The sequence below is a fragment of the Nocardia acidivorans NBRC 108247 genome (genome assembly GCF_001625085.1).
Lineage (GTDB): Bacteria > Actinomycetota > Actinomycetes > Mycobacteriales > Mycobacteriaceae > Nocardia > Nocardia acidivorans.
Map to the genome: position 1 here is coordinate 15,620 of NZ_BDAW01000099.1, position 16,471 is coordinate 32,090.

The 16,471-nt window shown below is 66.3% G+C and carries 16 protein-coding genes and 4 pseudogenes; 11 read left to right on the forward strand and 9 right to left on the reverse strand.

The window, feature by feature from the left end:
* Positions 1 to 353 precede the first annotated feature (353 nt).
* Positions 354 to 1,562, forward strand: coding sequence for a UDP-N-acetylglucosamine--N-acetylmuramyl-(pentapeptide) pyrophosphoryl-undecaprenol N-acetylglucosamine transferase (locus NA10_RS32410; protein ID WP_067574525.1), 1,209 nt, complete (start codon positions 354 to 356; stop codon positions 1,560 to 1,562).
* A gap of 68 nt (positions 1,563 to 1,630) precedes the next feature.
* On the opposite strand, the gene NA10_RS32415 is transcribed toward NA10_RS32410, so the two are convergent.
* Positions 1,631 to 2,161, reverse strand: a complete 531-nt coding sequence (locus NA10_RS32415; protein ID WP_067574526.1) for a PaaI family thioesterase — start codon at positions 2,159 to 2,161, stop codon at positions 1,631 to 1,633.
* A 55-nt stretch (positions 2,162 to 2,216) separates the two neighbouring features.
* On the opposite strand from NA10_RS32415, the gene NA10_RS32420 reads away from it, so the two are divergent.
* Positions 2,217 to 2,663: a winged helix-turn-helix transcriptional regulator gene (locus NA10_RS32420; protein ID WP_067574527.1), complete on the forward strand. Its 447-nt coding sequence runs from the start codon at positions 2,217 to 2,219 to the stop codon at positions 2,661 to 2,663.
* Positions 2,664 to 2,862: 199 nt separating this feature from the next.
* Positions 2,863 to 3,213, forward strand: a complete 351-nt coding sequence (locus NA10_RS32425) for a ribosomal subunit interface protein (protein ID WP_067574528.1) — start codon at positions 2,863 to 2,865, stop codon at positions 3,211 to 3,213.
* A 133-nt stretch (positions 3,214 to 3,346) separates the two neighbouring features.
* Here NA10_RS32425 and NA10_RS32430 read toward each other — a convergent pair whose 3' ends face one another.
* The gene (locus NA10_RS32430) at positions 3,347 to 4,216 is read right to left on the reverse strand and encodes a helix-turn-helix transcriptional regulator (protein WP_067574529.1); all 870 of its coding nucleotides are present in this window, start codon (positions 4,214 to 4,216) and stop codon (positions 3,347 to 3,349) included.
* 62 nt (positions 4,217 to 4,278) lie between these two features.
* On the opposite strand from NA10_RS32430, the pseudogene NA10_RS39305 reads away from it, so the two are divergent.
* From NA10_RS39305 to NA10_RS32455, 5 genes and pseudogenes are all read left to right on the forward strand, one after another.
* Positions 4,279 to 4,998: pseudogene (locus tag NA10_RS39305) on the forward strand (AMP-binding protein); the annotation flags it as partial.
* A 127-nt stretch (positions 4,999 to 5,125) separates the two neighbouring features.
* Positions 5,126 to 6,067 (forward strand): annotated as a pseudogene (locus NA10_RS39310) (AMP-binding protein); the annotation flags it as partial.
* Positions 6,064 to 7,785, forward strand: a complete 1,722-nt coding sequence (locus NA10_RS32445) for an AMP-binding protein (protein WP_067574530.1) — start codon at positions 6,064 to 6,066, stop codon at positions 7,783 to 7,785. The pseudogene NA10_RS39310 and the gene NA10_RS32445, both read left to right, overlap by 4 nt.
* 45 nt (positions 7,786 to 7,830) lie before the next feature.
* The gene (locus tag NA10_RS32450) at positions 7,831 to 8,022 is read left to right on the forward strand and encodes a hypothetical protein (protein WP_067574531.1); all 192 of its coding nucleotides are present in this window, start codon (positions 7,831 to 7,833) and stop codon (positions 8,020 to 8,022) included.
* 372 nt (positions 8,023 to 8,394) lie between these two features.
* Complete coding sequence (locus NA10_RS32455; RefSeq protein WP_067574532.1) at positions 8,395 to 9,117, forward strand: phosphoribosyltransferase family protein; 723 nt, start codon at positions 8,395 to 8,397, stop codon at positions 9,115 to 9,117.
* A 112-nt stretch (positions 9,118 to 9,229) separates the two neighbouring features.
* Here NA10_RS32455 and NA10_RS32460 read toward each other — a convergent pair whose 3' ends face one another.
* Both NA10_RS32460 and NA10_RS32465 read right to left on the reverse strand, forming a co-directional pair.
* Positions 9,230 to 9,676 carry a hypothetical protein gene (locus NA10_RS32460; protein ID WP_157556899.1) on the reverse strand — a complete coding sequence of 149 codons (447 nt, stop codon included), beginning with the start codon at positions 9,674 to 9,676 and terminating at the stop codon, positions 9,230 to 9,232.
* Between the two features lie 79 nt (positions 9,677 to 9,755).
* Complete coding sequence (locus tag NA10_RS32465; protein WP_067574534.1) at positions 9,756 to 10,061, reverse strand: hypothetical protein; 306 nt, start codon at positions 10,059 to 10,061, stop codon at positions 9,756 to 9,758.
* 40 nt (positions 10,062 to 10,101) lie between these two features.
* Here NA10_RS32465 and NA10_RS39010 point away from each other — a divergent pair.
* Positions 10,102 to 10,236 (forward strand): annotated as a pseudogene (locus NA10_RS39010) (cysteine--1-D-myo-inosityl 2-amino-2-deoxy-alpha-D-glucopyranoside ligase); the annotation flags it as partial.
* 273 nt (positions 10,237 to 10,509) lie between these two features.
* On the opposite strand, the gene NA10_RS32475 reads toward NA10_RS39010, so the two are convergent.
* The 3 genes from NA10_RS32475 to NA10_RS32485 all read right to left on the reverse strand — a co-directional run bounded on the left by NA10_RS32475 (position 10,510) and on the right by NA10_RS32485 (position 13,409).
* On the reverse strand, positions 10,510 to 11,943 hold the full coding sequence (locus NA10_RS32475; protein ID WP_067574536.1) for an MFS transporter: 1,434 nt from the start codon (positions 11,941 to 11,943) through the stop codon (positions 10,510 to 10,512).
* Positions 11,944 to 12,034: 91 nt separating this feature from the next.
* Positions 12,035 to 12,511: a MarR family winged helix-turn-helix transcriptional regulator gene (locus NA10_RS32480; RefSeq protein ID WP_067574537.1), complete on the reverse strand. Its 477-nt coding sequence runs from the start codon at positions 12,509 to 12,511 to the stop codon at positions 12,035 to 12,037.
* Positions 12,477 to 13,409: a bile acid:sodium symporter family protein gene (locus tag NA10_RS32485; RefSeq protein WP_067574538.1), complete on the reverse strand. Its 933-nt coding sequence runs from the start codon at positions 13,407 to 13,409 to the stop codon at positions 12,477 to 12,479. Before NA10_RS32485 ends, NA10_RS32480 begins: the two co-directional genes overlap by 35 nt.
* 200 nt (positions 13,410 to 13,609) lie before the next feature.
* Between NA10_RS32485 and NA10_RS37305 the strand changes: the two genes are divergently transcribed.
* Positions 13,610 to 13,960: a hypothetical protein gene (locus tag NA10_RS37305; protein WP_067574539.1), complete on the forward strand. Its 351-nt coding sequence runs from the start codon at positions 13,610 to 13,612 to the stop codon at positions 13,958 to 13,960.
* A gap of 64 nt (positions 13,961 to 14,024) precedes the next feature.
* Positions 14,025 to 14,456 carry a helix-turn-helix domain-containing protein gene (locus NA10_RS39685; RefSeq protein ID WP_373862470.1) on the forward strand — a complete coding sequence of 144 codons (432 nt, stop codon included), beginning with the start codon at positions 14,025 to 14,027 and terminating at the stop codon, positions 14,454 to 14,456.
* 349 nt (positions 14,457 to 14,805) lie between these two features.
* Here NA10_RS39685 and metK read toward each other — a convergent pair.
* Together metK and NA10_RS32505 are read right to left on the reverse strand one after the other, a co-directional pair.
* Positions 14,806 to 16,023 (reverse strand): annotated as a pseudogene (gene metK, locus NA10_RS32500) (methionine adenosyltransferase).
* Positions 16,024 to 16,107: 84 nt separating this feature from the next.
* Positions 16,108 to 16,471, reverse strand: a 364-nt coding sequence (locus tag NA10_RS32505; RefSeq protein WP_174562590.1) for an adenosylhomocysteinase, incomplete at its 5' end; no start/stop codon positions are given.

Consider the following 16,471-nt stretch of genomic DNA (forward strand, 5'->3'; position numbering starts at 1 on the left):
ATACCGAGCCGGTAGTTACCGACCCGCAGTCGGCGTAGCGAAAATGGAGGGGCGGCGCGGCGCGCGGGACAGCGTCCAGGGCTGCATCGCGTGGCCCCTCTCGCTGGACGAAGTATGAGTTACAACGTGTTCCGAGTCACAGCTCATGGTAAAGGCCCATTGGCCGTTAGCCAACACCTCGCAATCACCCCCGACCGACCGGTATGGACACGGACGCCCACGCCGGACCCCGCCGCGATAACCTGGGCCGGGCGCGGTGGCCCCGAATCGCCCGATTCGGCGAAGGCGCAGCGCTCACGCCACGCGGTCCGACACGCCGGGCCGGTATTGATCCGCACCCAGGAGGCTCATCCATGACCGGTTCCGCCCTCGACCGCGCCGAGATCCTGCGGCGCATAGGCGATCGCGGTGCGATCCGCGTGATCGTGGCCGGTGGCGGGACGGGTGGGCACACCTACCCGGCGGTATCGGCGATGCGGGCGCTGCGCGATCTGGCGGCCGAGGCGGGCGCGACCGCCGAGGTGCTCTGGGTCGGCGTACCGGACAGCCTGGAACAGCGGGTTTCGGCCGAAAACGACATTCCCTTCCGCGGGATCAAGGCGGGAAAGCTACGGCGCGACCGCAACCCGCTCAAGATGCTCAATGCCGCCAATGCCAAGGACGCCGCACGGGTGCCGCTCAGCGTGCTCACCGCCCAGGGCGTCGTGCGCCGCTTCCGGCCGGACGCGGTGCTGTGCACCGGCGGATACGTCTGCGCCCCCATCGGCTTGGCGGCGGCGCTGCGCCGGCGACCGCTGGTGATCCACGAGCAGACCACCGGTATCGGCAAGGCGAATCAGCTGCTGGCCCGCGCCGCCGATCGGATCGCCCTGAGCTCGGCCGCCTCGGTGGAGCTGCTGCCCGCCACGGTGCGGGCGCGAGCGGTGGTGACCGGCAACCCGATTCGGCCCGCGCTCACCACCGGCGATGCGAAAGCCGCTGCGCCCGCGCTGAATTGGACGGGCTACTCCCCCGAACTGCCGACCGTGTACATCACCGGCGGCGCACAGGGCGCGGTGCAGATCAACGACCTCATCGGTGAACTGCTCCCGGAACTGCTCACCGTCGCCAATGTGATCCACCAGTGCGGCAAACTCTCCTACGATCAGGTGCGCGAGCGCTCGGCGGCGCTCCCCGCCGAGCTCCGCGACCGCTATCTGGTCCTGGACTTCCTCGGCCCCGAACTCCCCGATGTGCTCGCCCTGGCCGATGTGGTCGTATCCCGTTCCGGCGCGGGGACTCTCGCCGAGCTCACCACCCTCGGCAAACCCTCGGTGCTGATCCCCTACCCGCATTCGGTCGGCGGCGAGCAGATCCGCAATGCCCGCATCCTCGCCGACGCCGGTGCCGCCCGCGCCCTCATCGGCGAGGACGCCACCGTCTCCAACCTCCGCACCGCACTCTTCGCCCTACTCACCGAACCCGCCACGCGCACAGCGGTTTCCGACGCCGCCCACGCCATGGGCCACCCCGACGCCGCCGAACAATTGGCCCTGCACGTGCTGGACCTCGCCACGCGCTGAAAGCCGCGACGCCGCGGACGATTCGCTCGCCGGAACAAGCACGCCCCGTCAGCCGCCGGAGGACAGGGTCAGCCGCCGATCACCAGGCAGGTGCTGGTCGCGGTGGCCAGAAGTGCGCCGTCGGCATCGCGAATATCGGCCTCGGCGAAGGCTACTCGGCGACCGGGCTTGGTCACCCAGCCGTGCACGGTGAGTTCGCCGGTGTGCGCGTGAATAGGGCGCAGGTAATTGATTTTGATCTCGATGGAGGTGTAGCCGACGCCCTCGGCGAGGGTGCTGTGCACGGCACAGCCCGCGGCGGTGTCCAGGAGGGTGCAGGCGACGCCGCCGTGCACCATGCCGATCGGGTTGTACATGGATTCGTCGGGGACGCAGACGAATACGACATCGCCGGCGGCCACCTGGACCGGGCGCATGTTCATGAGACCGGCAATGGGGGCGCCGGGGATCTCGCCGTCCACCATGGCGGAGAGGAACTCCAGTCCGGTGCGGCCGGGCGCGGCCTCGAGCGAGACCTTCGGGTCATGCCAGTGCACGGTTCGGCTGCGCACCGGACCCCAGGATTCGGGGCTCGGAGGCGGTTCGGTGGTGATCGTCATGGACTCGACCCTAACACCCCTGAGTTCACAATGTGAATGCAGATAGGATGGCGGTATGGCACGGAACTGCTCGGTCGCGGCCGCACTCGGGATAGTCGGCGAGCAATGGGCGCTGCTCGCCCTGCGCGAGGTTTTCCTCGGGGTGCGCCGCTTCGACGCCATCCAGGAGGCCACCGGCGCACCGCGCGCGGTATTGATCCGCCGCCTGCGCACGCTGGTCGACGCCGGAGTGCTGGAACCGCGCGACTATCGCGAGCCCGGTGCGCGCACCCGCCAGGAGTATCACCTGACCACCGCGGGGCGCGAGCTACAGCCGGTGCTGACCGCGCTCATGCAGTGGGGCGACAAACATCTCGCCGGTCCCGCCGGACCGCCGCTTGCCGTCTCGCACGCCGACTGCGGCGCACCCGTGCGCGCGGTGCTGTGCTGCACCGAGGGGCATCGACTTCCCGATACCGGCCGCGGTCTGATCGCCACCCCGGCGGGTGCGCAGCCCGGATAGTGGCGGCCCACCGAGAGGACCCTGAGCCCGCCCGTCAAGCCGAGTGGCGAAGTCACCTTTCACGCAAATCCGGCGGCGCACAATACCTTCCGGCAGTGTTATGGACGAGTGACGTTCACAACCGACCGATCGCCCCGAAAACCGGGTACTGTCGGGGTGGTCAGCAAGTTCTCGGCAATTCCAAGAGTTTGGAGAGGCCATGCAAATCCAGGTCTTCGCCGACAAGCACATCGGCGGCAGCGCGGCACTCATCGAGCAGGCGCAGGACACCATCGAATCGATCCTCGACCGCTTCGCGGGAAATCTGACCCGCGTCGAAGCCCACATCACCGATGTGAACGGCCATAAAGGCGGCTCGGAGGACAAGCAATGCAACCTCGAGGCCCGCCCCAAAGGCCAGCCCCCGGTAGCGGTCCGGCACCGGGCCGCCACCGTCGAAGAGGCTTACATCGGCGCCGCGGAGAGCATGGCCCACCTACTCGAGAATCGCTTCGGACGCCTACATCACACCAAGGGCGGCGAGACCATCCGGCATATGGCAGCCCGCTGACCCCTCCCCCGAAAACCCCAGCCCCCGCGGGTGATTCGCGAAAGGCGAATCACCCGCGGCGGTATCGGACCGAAGTGAGTGCACTCAGGCGGACGGCCTCTCGGCGAATACCGGCGCCATTACCCGCACAGCGCTAGGGCAGCAGCCCCAGCCTGCGGGCGCGGACCACGGCCTCGTGCCGGGTATGCACGCTCAGTTTGGTCATCGCGCTGCGGAGATAACTCTTGACCGTCTCCGCGCGCAGGGAAAGCCGCTGGGCGGCTTCGGAATTGGTGCATCCCAGGGCAATCTGGGCGAGAACGTCGAGTTCCCGCGGGGCCAGGGTGATCGCCTCGTCCGGATCGGGCACGCCCGAGACCAGCCGCGCCAGCCGATCGGCGACCGTGCGTAATCGGTTGCGGGCCAGCGTATCCGAGACCGTCGGGGTGATACCGCGCAATTCCGCGTGCAGATCCCGCAGCTGTTCGGTGACCACCGCGTCCGTACTCGTGACCGGCTGCGCCGAATCGCGGGCCAGCGCCAGGCGCACCCGGCGATCCACCTCATCGCGAATGGCCAACTCCACGCTCAACCGCTGCCCGGCCTGGATCATGGCATCGGCGATGCGATCGCCGATCGGACCGGATTCGCGATTGGCCACATAGAGCACCGCGCGGGCCTCGCCGTCCACCACCACCGGCACCGCCACCACCGCGCGCAGTCCCTCACCGAGCACCGGGCCGTCGTAGTGATGGGTAATGGTGGAGGCCGAGCGGTAATCGGCCACCGACCGCGGTTTACCGGTGGACACGGCGCTGCCGCCCAAACCGGAACTCGGGGCCACCGACAATCCGCGCATGCTGTTGGTCCGGGTCCCGACGAATTCGCTCAGCACCAGGGTGCCCGCGCGCACCGCACCGCCGAACACCACCGGGGCCTTGGAGAGCGCGGCGATGCGCCGTAGCTCGGCCCGCAGCGCGTCACCGTCGTCGGGGCGCAGCAGGCCATTGGCGGCGGGGTTCATCGGATACCCCCATTCGGGGCTAGTCGGGTTGGCGGTGTGACGTGGATCCTACCGAAGTGAGCATGAGCATGGACCGGCTCCGCCCGGTGAGCTACACCTCGGGCGCCTGGCTTACCCCGCTGCTGGGCGACACCATCGGCGCGAACCTGGATCGCACCGCGGCCAGGTGGGCCGAGCGCGAGGCGCTGATCGACTACACCACCGGTATCCGCTGGACCTATCGTGAATTCCTGGCGGAGGTGGACGCGCTGGCGCTGGGGCTGCTCGCGGCCGGGCTGGGCAAGGGCGACCGGGTCGGCATCTGGGCCCCCAATTGCCCGCAGTGGACGCTGACCCAGTACGCGACCGCCAAGATCGGCGCGATCCTGGTGAACATCAATCCCGCCTATCGCGCGCACGAGCTGCGATATGTGCTGGGGCAGGCCGGAATTCACACGCTGATCGCCGCGCCCGCGTTCAAATCCTCGGATTACGCGGCCATGATCGAGCAGGTGCGGCCGGAGTGCCCGGAGCTGGCGCAGGTGGTGCTGCTGGACAGTCCGCAGTGGCAGGGGCTGTTCGAGACCGGCCGGGCCGGTGATCGGGAGCAACTCGCGGCGGCGCAGGCGGGGCTCTCCGCGGACGATCCGATCAATATCCAATACACCTCGGGCACAACGGGTTTCCCCAAGGGCGCCACGCTCAGCCATCACAATATCCTGAACAACGGCTATTTCGTCGGCGAGCTCTGCGGATACACCGAACAGGATCGCATCTGCATTCCGGTGCCGTTCTACCACTTGAACACCGATCGGCATGGGGATCTACAACGGTGCTAATCCATGTACGGAGTTGCCCCAAGTACCACTTGAACACCGATCGGCATGGGGATCTACAACGGTGCTAATCCATGTACGGAGTTGCCCCAAGTACCACTGCTTCGGCATGGTGATGGGGAATCTGGCCGCCACCAGCCACGGCGCGGCCATGATCATCCCCGCCCCCTCGTTCGATCCGCGCGCCACCCTGGAAGCCGTTGCGGCGGAGCGCTGTACCTCGCTGTACGGGGTGCCGACCATGTTCATCGCCGAACTCGCCGATCCGGAGTTCGACACCTTCGATCTGTCTAGCCTGCGCACCGGCATCATGGCCGGATCACCCTGTCCGATCGAGGTGATGAAACAGGTCATCGATCGCATGGGCATGCGCGAGGTGAGCATCTGCTACGGCATGACCGAGACCAGCCCGGTCTCGACCCAGACGCGGGCCGATGACAGCCTGGCGCAGCGCACCGCCACCGTCGGCCGGGCCGGACCGCATATCGAGATCAAGATCGTCGATCCGCTGACCGGGCTGACCGTACCGCGTGGCGTCCCCGGTGAGCTGTGCACGCGCGGCTACTCGGTCATGCTCGGCTACTGGAACGATCCCGAAAAGACCGCCGAGGCCATCGATTCCGCGCGCTGGATGCACACCGGCGACCTCGCCACCATGGATGACGAGGGCTATATCGCGATCACCGGCCGCATCAAGGACATGGTCATCCGCGGCGGCGAGAACATCTACCCGCGGGAGATCGAGGAGTTCCTCTACGGCCATCCCGATATTCTCGACGCCCAGGTGATCGGCGTACCGGACGCCAAGTACGGCGAAGAGCTGATGGCCTGGATTCGCCTGCGCGAGAACGCCGCCCCACTCACCGCCGAGGCCCTGCGCGCCTACTGCACGGGCAAGCTCGCGCACTACAAGATCCCCCGCTACGTGCACATCGTGGACGAGTTCCCGATGACCGTCACCGGCAAGATCCGCAAGATCGAGATGCGCGAGATGGCCGTGCGACTGCTCACCCCTTCCGACGAGGAGACCGCATGACGACCGCCGCATCGACCGCCAATACCGAGGCGTACCGCGCCGCCCGGGATCTGCTGGTCGCGCACGCCACCGACTACGACGCCGCACGCGAGCACTTCGCCTGGCCGCGCCTGACCGGCGTATTCAACTGGGCCACCGACTGGTTCGACGTCATCGCGCGCGGGAACGACCGCCCCGCGCTGTGGATCGTCGAGGAGGACGGGTCCGAACAGCGCGTCACCTTCGATGAAATGGCCACGCGCTCGGATCAAGTGGCGACCTGGCTGGCGAGTCTCGGTGTCGGCAAGGGTGATCGGGTCATGCTCATGCTCGGCAACCAGGTCGAGCTGTGGGAGGCCATGCTGGCGGTGGCCAAGCTCGGCGCGGTGATCATGCCGACCACCGCCGCGCTGGGCCCGGAGGATCTCACCGACCGGATCGTGCGCGGCGGAGCGGGTTTCGTCATCGCCAATGCCGCCGACACCGGCAAGTTCGACGAGGTACCGGGCGACTACCTCCGAATCGCGGTGGGCGACAGGATCACCCCGGGATGGCGCTCCTACGCCGAGGCCGCCATGACCATGTCGGCCGGCCCCTACACCGCGGTGACCACCGTGGACGATCCCCTGCTGGTGTACTTCACCTCCGGCACCACCAGTAAGCCGAAGATGGTGCAGCACTCCCAGATCAGTTATCCGGTGGGGCATCTGTCCACCATGTACTGGATCGGCGTGCGCCCGGGCGATGTGCATCTGGCCATCAGCGCACCCGGCTGGGCCAAACACGCGTGGAGCTGCTTCTTCACCCCGTGGCTGGCCGAGGCGACCGTATTCGTCTACAACTACACCCGTTTCGACGCCGCGTCTCTCCTGCATCAATTGCGTCGCGCGGGGGTGAACACCTTCTGCGCCCCACCGACGGTGTGGCGCATGCTGATTCAGGCGGACCTCGGGGAGCGGCCGACCGGGCTGCGCGAAATCCTCGGCGCCGGTGAGCCTCTCAACCCCGATGTGATCGCGCAGGTGGAGAAGGCGTGGGGCCTGACGATTCGTGACGGCTTCGGACAGACCGAGACCACGCTGCAGGTGGGCAATACGCCAGGACAGCTGGTCAAGCCCGGATCCATGGGCCGACCGGCCCCGGGAGTGCCTGTCATACTGGTGGACCCCATCACCGGAGAACTCGCTGATGAGGGCGAAATCTGTCTTGACCTGGGATACACTCCGGTCAACCTGATGACCGGATATCTGGGCGATCCGGAACGCAATGCCGCTGTCACGGCGGGGGGCTTCTACCACTCCGGTGATGTCGCCTCACGCGACGACGACGGATACATCACCTATATCGGCCGCACCGACGACGTCTTCAAGTCCTCCGACTACAAGGTGTCGCCGTTCGAGCTGGAGAGTGTGCTCATCGAGCACCCAGCCGTGGTCGAGGCGGCCGTTGTCCCGCAACCGGATGACACCCGCCTCGCAGTTCCCAAAGCGTATGTTTCATTGGCCGCCGGATGGGAACCCGATTCCCAAACTGCCCGCGCCATCCTCGAATACGCCCGCGATCACCTCGCGCCCTATCTGCGAGTGCGCCGCGTGGAGTTCATCGAGCTACCGAAGACCATCTCCGGCAAGATCCGCCGCGTCGACCTGCGCCGCCGAGAAGAGCAGGCGCACGCCGCGGGCGAACAGATTCCGACCGAGTATCGATACGAGGACGTTTTCACCGAAACGCAGCCGTAGTCCCTTACACCGCAACCTCATTCCGACGACCGATTGGAGCCTTGCGTGCCCCACAGCGTGGAGACCGCCACCGCATACGTCATCGCCGCCCTCGAGGACAAGGGCACAGCGACGCGCGACGACTTCGACGTATCCGGCATCGTCAGTGCGACACACCGCCTCGCCGAGACGTGGGATTTCCGTTCGGTGGATCGCGGCAGGTTCTGGAGTATCGCGGCGACTTTCCTGAAGCCGTGAACTGAACGGCATTTCGATACGGGTTCGCCCGGCGCACGAATCCGGTGCGCCGGGCGTCCTCGTTCTCCGGTCCGGAACCGAGCCGTTCTCGTATCGTCACGAACGCCTCGCAGGGCATCGCAATGATCAATTCGCATGCGCCGGAAGGGCGAAGCCGGGAGTTCGGGCGGGCGTACACTGGGATTCTGCCCCTCCCGAGCAGCGCCGACTCGCCTTGCCGAGCAGTTCCGCCGCTCACCAACCGTGGCAGCCACTCAATGGAGAGGGCGTGTGATGACGACGGTTCTCGGGCAGTTCGCTCACCTCGTGCCTCCGCCGCCCGTGTCGCGGGCGCTGCCGACCAGCGGCTGAAAACCACAGTCGGGCAAGCACATGCCACCGTTCCTGGACCGCAATGACGCGGGCCGCCAGTTGGCCGGGCTGCTCGCGGCTTTTCGCGGTCACGATGTGGTGGTGCTGGCCCCGCCCGGCAACGGCGTCCGGGTCGCGGCCGAACTGGCCGCCACCCTGCATGTCTGCCTCGATGTAATCCTGGTGCGCCCCTTGCGCATTACCCGTCGTCCGGACCTGGTGTACGGATTACTCGGCGAGGACGAGACGCTGCTCATCGATACCACGGCGGTGGCGGACGGCGCCCTGTGCGAGACCGAGCGCGCCGAAACCGAGCGGCGGCAATCGGAGATCCTGCGGCACAATGCCTTCAGCTATCGCGGCGATCGCAAACGGGCGGACCTGCGCGATCGCACCGTGGTCATGGTCGACGACTGCCTGAACGATGCCGCGGTGTTGCGCGACGGCTGCCGGATGGCGCGGGTGCACGGCGCGATCCGCATCGCCATCGCGGTGCCGGTGGGCGCTCGGCGTGCGCTCGGCGGCCTCGCGCCCTATGCCGACAAGATCGTATGCCTGAATCCGACCGCGCAGCCGCCCGATGCCGAGCGCTGGTATCTACAGAACGCCGCCACCGCGAGCACCGATATCGCGGCACTGCTCGGCGGCAATCACTCCTGCGATCGGTCAATTGGTTTCGCCGGACCGGACAAGCGCACCACCCCGGCATCGAGGTCGAGTTCGAGCCGCGGCCGATGTTCCTGACCGTCGCTGTCCTCGCTGCCCTCGTCGGTCAGCTTCTTACCCGGGAACAATTCGCCGATGACACCCACGGCTTCCACGATAGCCCGCCCGGCGGCGCCGATCCGGGATCAGATCAGCGGCGGAACATCCGCGATCTCAGTTCCCGCTCGGCCTGACTCAATGTCGAATCCAGATCGAGCCAGGTGCGCTCGCGGGGCGTCTGTCCCTCCCCCATACCGGTCATGACGAACGTGAACACACCGCGCAGCACCTGCCGCCGCCGCCCCGGTGAGTGCACGGCCATGGACATGGCGATCACGATTCCCACCCGGGTCACCGTGAAGGTGGTGTCGCCGTCATGCCGCCCGGCGGTGAATTGGCGTGGGCGGTCGGTGATCTCGACCCAATCGACCTCGGTCCGCCAGATGCGCTCGCGCAGCATTTCGGTGAGCCTGGACCGAATCATGGTGGGCGGATCGAAGCCCAACTGCCCGAGCCAGGTGGCATCGTCCGGCAACAGGCCGAAATCGTCCGCGCGCCACTGCTGAACGCTCGGCCCACCGAATAAAGCTGTCTCCATCCGCACTCCCTCCCCCCGTGAGTGTCTGTGTACAGCCGCCGTGCCGCAAGTGTTTTCAGCACATCGCGGGCGACGGGTGTCAGGCCGGGGCGGATTCGACGAAGACGCCGTGGGTGAGGCTGGTCATGGCGTCGACCAGTTCGTGGCGGGCGGGACCCTCCTGTTTGGCGGCCTCCCATCCGGCGTACAGCAGGGCGCCGAAGGTGCGGCGCTGCCAGGAGAACGGCAGCGTCGCGCCGGTGGACTCGGCGACCCGGATCAGGACGGCGTCGACCGCGTCCTCACCGCTCGCCAATTCCTCCCAGAGCGCGGTGTCACCGGCGAGGGTGGGTTCGGTGTAGACGAACAGCAGGATCGGGCCGAGGGCGAACTGACCCCCGACCACGCGGCGCAGGGCCGCGAAGTGGGTGCCGTCGAGGGTTCCGCGCGACCGATGGGCGGCGCTGCGGATGGTGCCGCCCGCGCACTACATCGGCGCGATCGAATCGGGGCAGGAGGTGGTCGAACTCGTCGACAAGCTCCTGGCCTCGGGTGCGGCGTACGTGGTCGATGATCCGGAGGCCTCGGTGCTGAGATCGGTGATGTGCCGGGCGAGGGCGCGCCGCAGGTCGACGCGTTCGGGGAGGTAGCGGGCCGAGGCACAGTACTACGCCCCCGCCACACGCTTCCGCGCCTTCGTTCTGCCGGCAGCGGGCATTCGGTGAATCGCGCACGCAATACCGGCGATTACCATGCCGCCGTGCTGGATTGGATGAATACCATCTGATCGCATGTACACGCGTTTCGGCCCCGGCGAAACTCGCCGGGCCCGAAGCGTTTTCAGGTGTCGTAGGTCAGGCGGCCAGGGCCATTGCCTCCGCCGAGGCGGAATCGGTTGCGGCACTGGGCCGCCGCAGCACCGTGACGGTGATGAGCAGCGCGACGGCCAGGACTCCGGTCGCCACCAGGAAGGCGAGGCGGTAGCCGTCGGTCAGGGCCGCGGCCTCGGTGGCGCCCGCCGTGAGCCGAATGCCGGTCTCGGAGGCCGCCAGGGTGGAGAGCACCGCGATACCGATGGCCATGCCCACCTGCTGGGTGGTGTTGAACAGGCCCGAGGCGAGTCCGGCGTCATCGGCGCGGGCGGCCGACATGCCCAGATTGGTCAGCGCGGGCAGCACCAGACCGCCACCGGCGATCAGCACCATCATGGGGAGCAGATCGGGGACGTACGCGGCGTGCACCGGAAGCCTTGTCAGCCAGGCCATTCCGGCCAGCAGCAGCACCAGGCCGGCGATCAGGACGGTCCGCTCACCGAAGCGGGTGATCAGCCGTGCGGAGATGAACAGCGACACCCCGCCGATGGCGACGGCCGCGGGCAGCATGGCCAGTCCGGTCCGCAGCGCCGAGTAGCCGAGCACCTTCTGCATGTACAGGGCCACGATGATCTGGAAGGCGAACATGGCCGACAGGGTGAGCATCTGCACCACATTCGCGCCGGAGACATTGCGGGAACGGAAGATTCGCAGCGGCAGCAGCGGGGTCGCGGCGGTGGCCTGACGGATTACGAAGCCCGCCAGCAGCATCAGCGAGAGCGCGCCCAGGCCGAGGGTGTGCACCGACAGCCAGCTGTACTCCTCGATCTTCACCACGGTGTAGATGCCCAGCATGAGACCCGCGGTCACCAGCAGTGCGCCCAGCGCGTCCGCTCCGGCGGCCAGACCCAGACCGCGATCGGACGGCAGCGCCTTCACCGCGAGCGCCACGGTGACCACACCGATCGGCACATTGATGAGGAAGATCCAGTGCCAGCTCAGCGCATCGGTCAGCACACCGCCGAGCACCTGGCCGATGGAGGCCCCGGCCGCACCGGTGAAGCTGAAGATGCCGATGGCCTTGGCGCGCTCGGCCTTCTCGGTGAACATGGTGACCAGAATGCCGAGCACCACCGCCGAGGCGATCGCACTGCCCACGCCCTGCAGGAAGCGGGCCGCGACCAGCATGGCCGGGCTGTTCGCCGCACCCGCCAGCAGTGAGGCGGCGGTGAAGACGATATTGCCGGTCAGGAACATCTTCTTGCGGCCGATCAGATCGCCGAAGCGGCCCGCCAGCAGCAACAGGCCGCCGAAGGCGATCAGGTACGCGTTGACGGTCCAGCTCAAACCGGCGGGGGTGAAGCCGAGGTCCCGCTGGATCGCGGGCATGGCCACCGTGACGATGCTGCCATCGAGGATGGTCATCAACGTCGCGGCGGAAAGCACCGCGAGGGCAAGACTTTTGGACGCTGTCATGGTCTTCTCCTGTTAGAACCGACAAGAGAGACCGTACTAGATAGTTCCGTTGCAGACAATCTCTAACGGACTTTTTGCGGTGGCGGGCGGATCACTGCCTGGCGCGGCGGGCCGTGGATGCCTCCGCGGTCGCCGAAAGATGCCCTTCCACCAGGTGATTCAATGCCTTCAGCAGCGCCTCGCGCTCACCCTTGGGCAGCGAATGCAGGGCATCGCGATGCACGCCGTCCACAATCCTCTGACTGCGAGCGGCGAGCTCGGCACCCTCGGGAGTGACCGCGATGATGCGTGCGCGGCGATCGGTGCTCGACGGGCGGCGCTCGGCCAGCCCGGCCTTCTCCAGGGCGTCGACGGTCACCACCATTGTGGTCTTGTCCATATCCCCGAGTTCGGCGAGCTGCGCCTGGGTGCGCTCCTCTTCGAGAGCGTGCACCAGGACGCAGTGCATACGAGCCGTCAGGCCGATCTCCGCGAGCGCGGCGGACATCCGCGAGCGCAGCACATGACTGGTGCGGTCGAGCAGGAAGGACAGGTCACGTTCGGTCCGAACGGGTGCCAGAGCGGTCATACCGCACATCATAGTTTTGTTGCGGATTATCTGCATTCATACGCAGCCGGCGGCTGATGAGCCAGCCGAAGGCGGCGGCGAACGGGGACATGAAGACCGCGTACACGGCCGCCGGAACCGCGATCTCGGTGCTGTCCAGAATGCTGATCGCGATGGTGATGGCGATCGCGCTGTTGTGGATGCCGACCTCCATCGAACAGGCGACGGCCTGGCGATCGGCGACACCGAGCAGTCGGGGCAACCAGTAACCGACCGTCAGGCTGATCGCGCACAACAGGGCGGCCGCCGCACCGATGCGGGGCAGATCACCGGTGATATCCGACCTGTTCGACAGCACCGCGCCGAGCACCACGAACACCAGCAGCAGCGCGGAGGCGATGCGCACCGGGCGATCCATACGATCGGCGAAGGCGGGACCCACGGCGCGCACCGTCATACCGATCGCCACCGGAATCAAGACCATGGCGAAGACCTGCACGGCCTTGCCGAACTGCACGCCCAGCGAACCCGGACCGTCATCGGGGCCGAAGTGGTCGATCGCGGCGTTCGTGATCAGCGGCACCGTCACCACCGAGATGATCGAATTGACCGCGGTGAGTGAGACATTCAGCGCGACATCGCCGCGGAACAGATGACTGAAGAGATTCGCCGTCGCACCACCGGGCGAGGCCGCCAACAGCATCAATCCGATCGCGGCGAGCGGAGCCAGATCGAGCAGGGTGACCAAACCGAAAGCCACCAGCGGCAATACGACCATCTGGCAGGCCAGCGCGATCAACACCGCCTTCGGCTGCCCGGCCACCCTGGTGAAATCGGCCGGGGTCAGCGACAGCCCCAGCCCGAACATGATCACACCCAGCGCGATCGGCAACGCCACCGCGACGAATCCAGAATTCACTGCGCCCCTATATTTCTCACCATGCCGATCATTGCACTCGACCGGCTACACCCCTCCGACCCTAACCGAGCCGCGAATGCGCCTCGGCCACAACACCACTGACCGGAAGCATCCCGCCGCGAATTCTCCGCCGATTCCCCATCAACATCGAGTTATCGGAGCACAATCGTTGCTTTGGGGGAAATATCCAGGAGGACACCATGATTCGCACAATAGCTGCGGCCGCGGCCATCACCACCGCACTCATCGGCACCGGCGCGGGTATCGCACAGGCGGAGACCCCCACCTACGAACCCATCGCCGTCCAACCCGTCGCCGCAGGCCAGACCCAATCCCTCGCCGGTGAACAGATCGGCACCGTCGTCGGCGGCGTGGTCGGCGCGGGCATCGGCGCCCTCATCGGCGGCAGCGCAGGCTGCGCCGTAGTCGCCCCGGTCTGCCCCGTCGGCGTGGTCATCGGCATCGGAATCGGCGGCGCGGCGGGCGGTGTCATCGGCGCCAGCCTGGGCGCGGGCGCCGAGGCAGCCATCGGAGCCCAGATCCCGGGCTGAACGCCGGGTATATAAGGCACGGGCTCGGCGAATTCCGCCGAGCCCGTTCTTCGAAGTGGACCTTATGCGAGCTTACTCGAACCAGGGCACCCTAACTTCCACGCTCGAGCGACTTCGCGAACAAGCCTCTGAACAGCGAAAACTCGAGACAGTCCGGAACCCGCCGCAGACACGGGCTCTCGCACGCCGCCTCACTGAAACGCAACGGGCCGCGATCGTCACCGCTTACGAGGCGGGCTCGAGCGCCAACCGGCTCGCCACCGAGTACGGGCTCGGCAAAGGCAGCGTCCTGAAAATCCTCCGGACAAGCGGCGCCGCCATCCGACAGCAGCGACGGCTCACCGACCAAGAGATCGACCATGCCCTCGCCTGCTATCGAGACGGTCAGTCTCTCGCCCGCATCGCAAGCCGGCTCGACGTCGCCCACACCACGGTGATGACAGCACTCGAACGCCGTGGAGTCCCCCGCCGAGACAGCCACGGCCGACCACGGTGAGTGGCCGCGGCAGCCTCGAACCCCGCGACCTCTAGGTTATGAGCCAACAGGAAACGGTCCTGGATGTTTCGCCGCATCCTGTTTCTACTGGTCGGCGGAATTCGAGTCGTCCGCAGGGTCCGTGTGGTCCCACCTTTATCGAGTGGTTGCGTTTCGTCGTGATGCGAAATTTGATGCCAAATTTCCCACCAGGATCAGCGGTTTCGTCGCGTGTGGCGTGATCGATGACTGTTCGCCGCGATCGAGGATAGGCGCCTTCCGACGCTGTGACGCCAGCGATTCAACCGCATGGCCTGTGAGCGCCGACACCACTCATGTCACCGCGCGTCGCCGCGGGGATGTTCAGCAGTTACAGGCCAGTTAGGCTCCGCAATTCTTCTACGCGGTCGATGCGCTCCCATGGCAGATCGATGTCGGTGCGCCCGAAGTGTCCATACGCCGCAGTAGGGCCGTAGATCGGACGCAGCAGGTCCAGATCACGAATAATGGCGGCGGGGCGCAGGTCGAAGACCTCGGCAATAGCCTTGCTGACTACCTCAGGAGCTACATGCTCGGTGCCGAAGGTCTCCACGAACAACCCCACCGGAGCGGACTTGCCGATGGCGTAGGCGACTTGAACCTCGACACGGTCCGCCAGCCCCGCTGCCACTGCATTCTTGGCAACCCAGCGCATTGCTTAGGCCGCCGAGCGGTCCACCTTTGATGGATCTTTGCCGGAGAACGCGCCCCCACCGTGGCGCGCGTAGCCACCATAGGTATCGACAATGATCTTGCGACCGGTCAAGCCTGCGTCGCCCATCGGCCCACCGAGAACAAAACGGCCTGTCGGATTCACAAGCAACCGCACGGTGGAGGTGCCCAAGGTTGGTAGGCCCAAATCGGCGAGGACGTTGTCAAGTACATGGCGGCGCACATCCGGGGTCAGCATGTTGGGCAGATCGACATCGGAGGCGTGCTGGGTAGCGATGACAACCGTGTCGAGGCGGACTGGTATGTCGCCCTGATACTCGATGGTGACCTGAGTCTTACCATCGGGGCGCAGGTACGGAAGTAGGCCCGTCTTACGGGTCTCAGTCAACCGGCGAGAAAGACGATGCGCGAGTGCGATCGGTAACGGCATCAACTCCGGTGTCTCGCTGGTGGCGTAGCCGAACATCAGACCCTGATCTCCGGCACCCTGGCGCTCGATCTCGTCGTCAAGGCTGCTGCCTTCCACACGAACATCGTGTGAATGATCGACCCCTTGCGCGATATCAGGGCTTTGCGATCCGATGGCGATGTTCACACCACAGGAATTTCCATCGAAGCCCTTGTGCGAGGAGTCGTACCCGATTTCCACGATCTTATCGCGAACGATACGCGGAATCTCGATATGCGCATTCGTGGTCACCTCCCCCGCGACATGCACCTGGCCTGTGGTAACCAGGGTCTCCACCGCGACACGGCTGTACGGATCCGCAGTCAGCAATGCATCGAGAATCGCATCACTTATCGCATCACAGATCTTGTCGGGATGACCTTCTGTGACCGACTCACTGGTGAAGAGTCGACTTCCAAACTTACTCACAGTTTGCTCCCTTAACAGGCAGTAATAAACAACAAGGCCACTCATGTGCTGTTACAGACACGGCTGCGTACAGCAGATTCGAGCTCAGTAGCGGTAGTGGTCGGGCTTGTAGGGGCCCTCGACGTCCACGCCGATGTACTCGGCCTGGTCCTTGGTGAGCTTGGTCAGGGTGCCGCCCAGGGCCTCGACGTGGATCTTGGCGACCTTCTCGTCGAGGTGCTTGGGGAGGCGGTAGACCTCGTTGTCGTACTCCTCGGGCTTGGTCCAGAGTTCGATCTGGGCGATCACTTGGTTGGAGAACGAGTTCGACATCACGAACGACGGGTGGCCGGTGGCGTTGCCCAGGTTGAGCAGGCGGCCCTCCGAGAGCACGATGATCGACTTGCCGGACTCCTTGAACGTCCACAGGTCGACCTGCGGCTTGATGTTCAGCCGCTCCGCGCCCGAG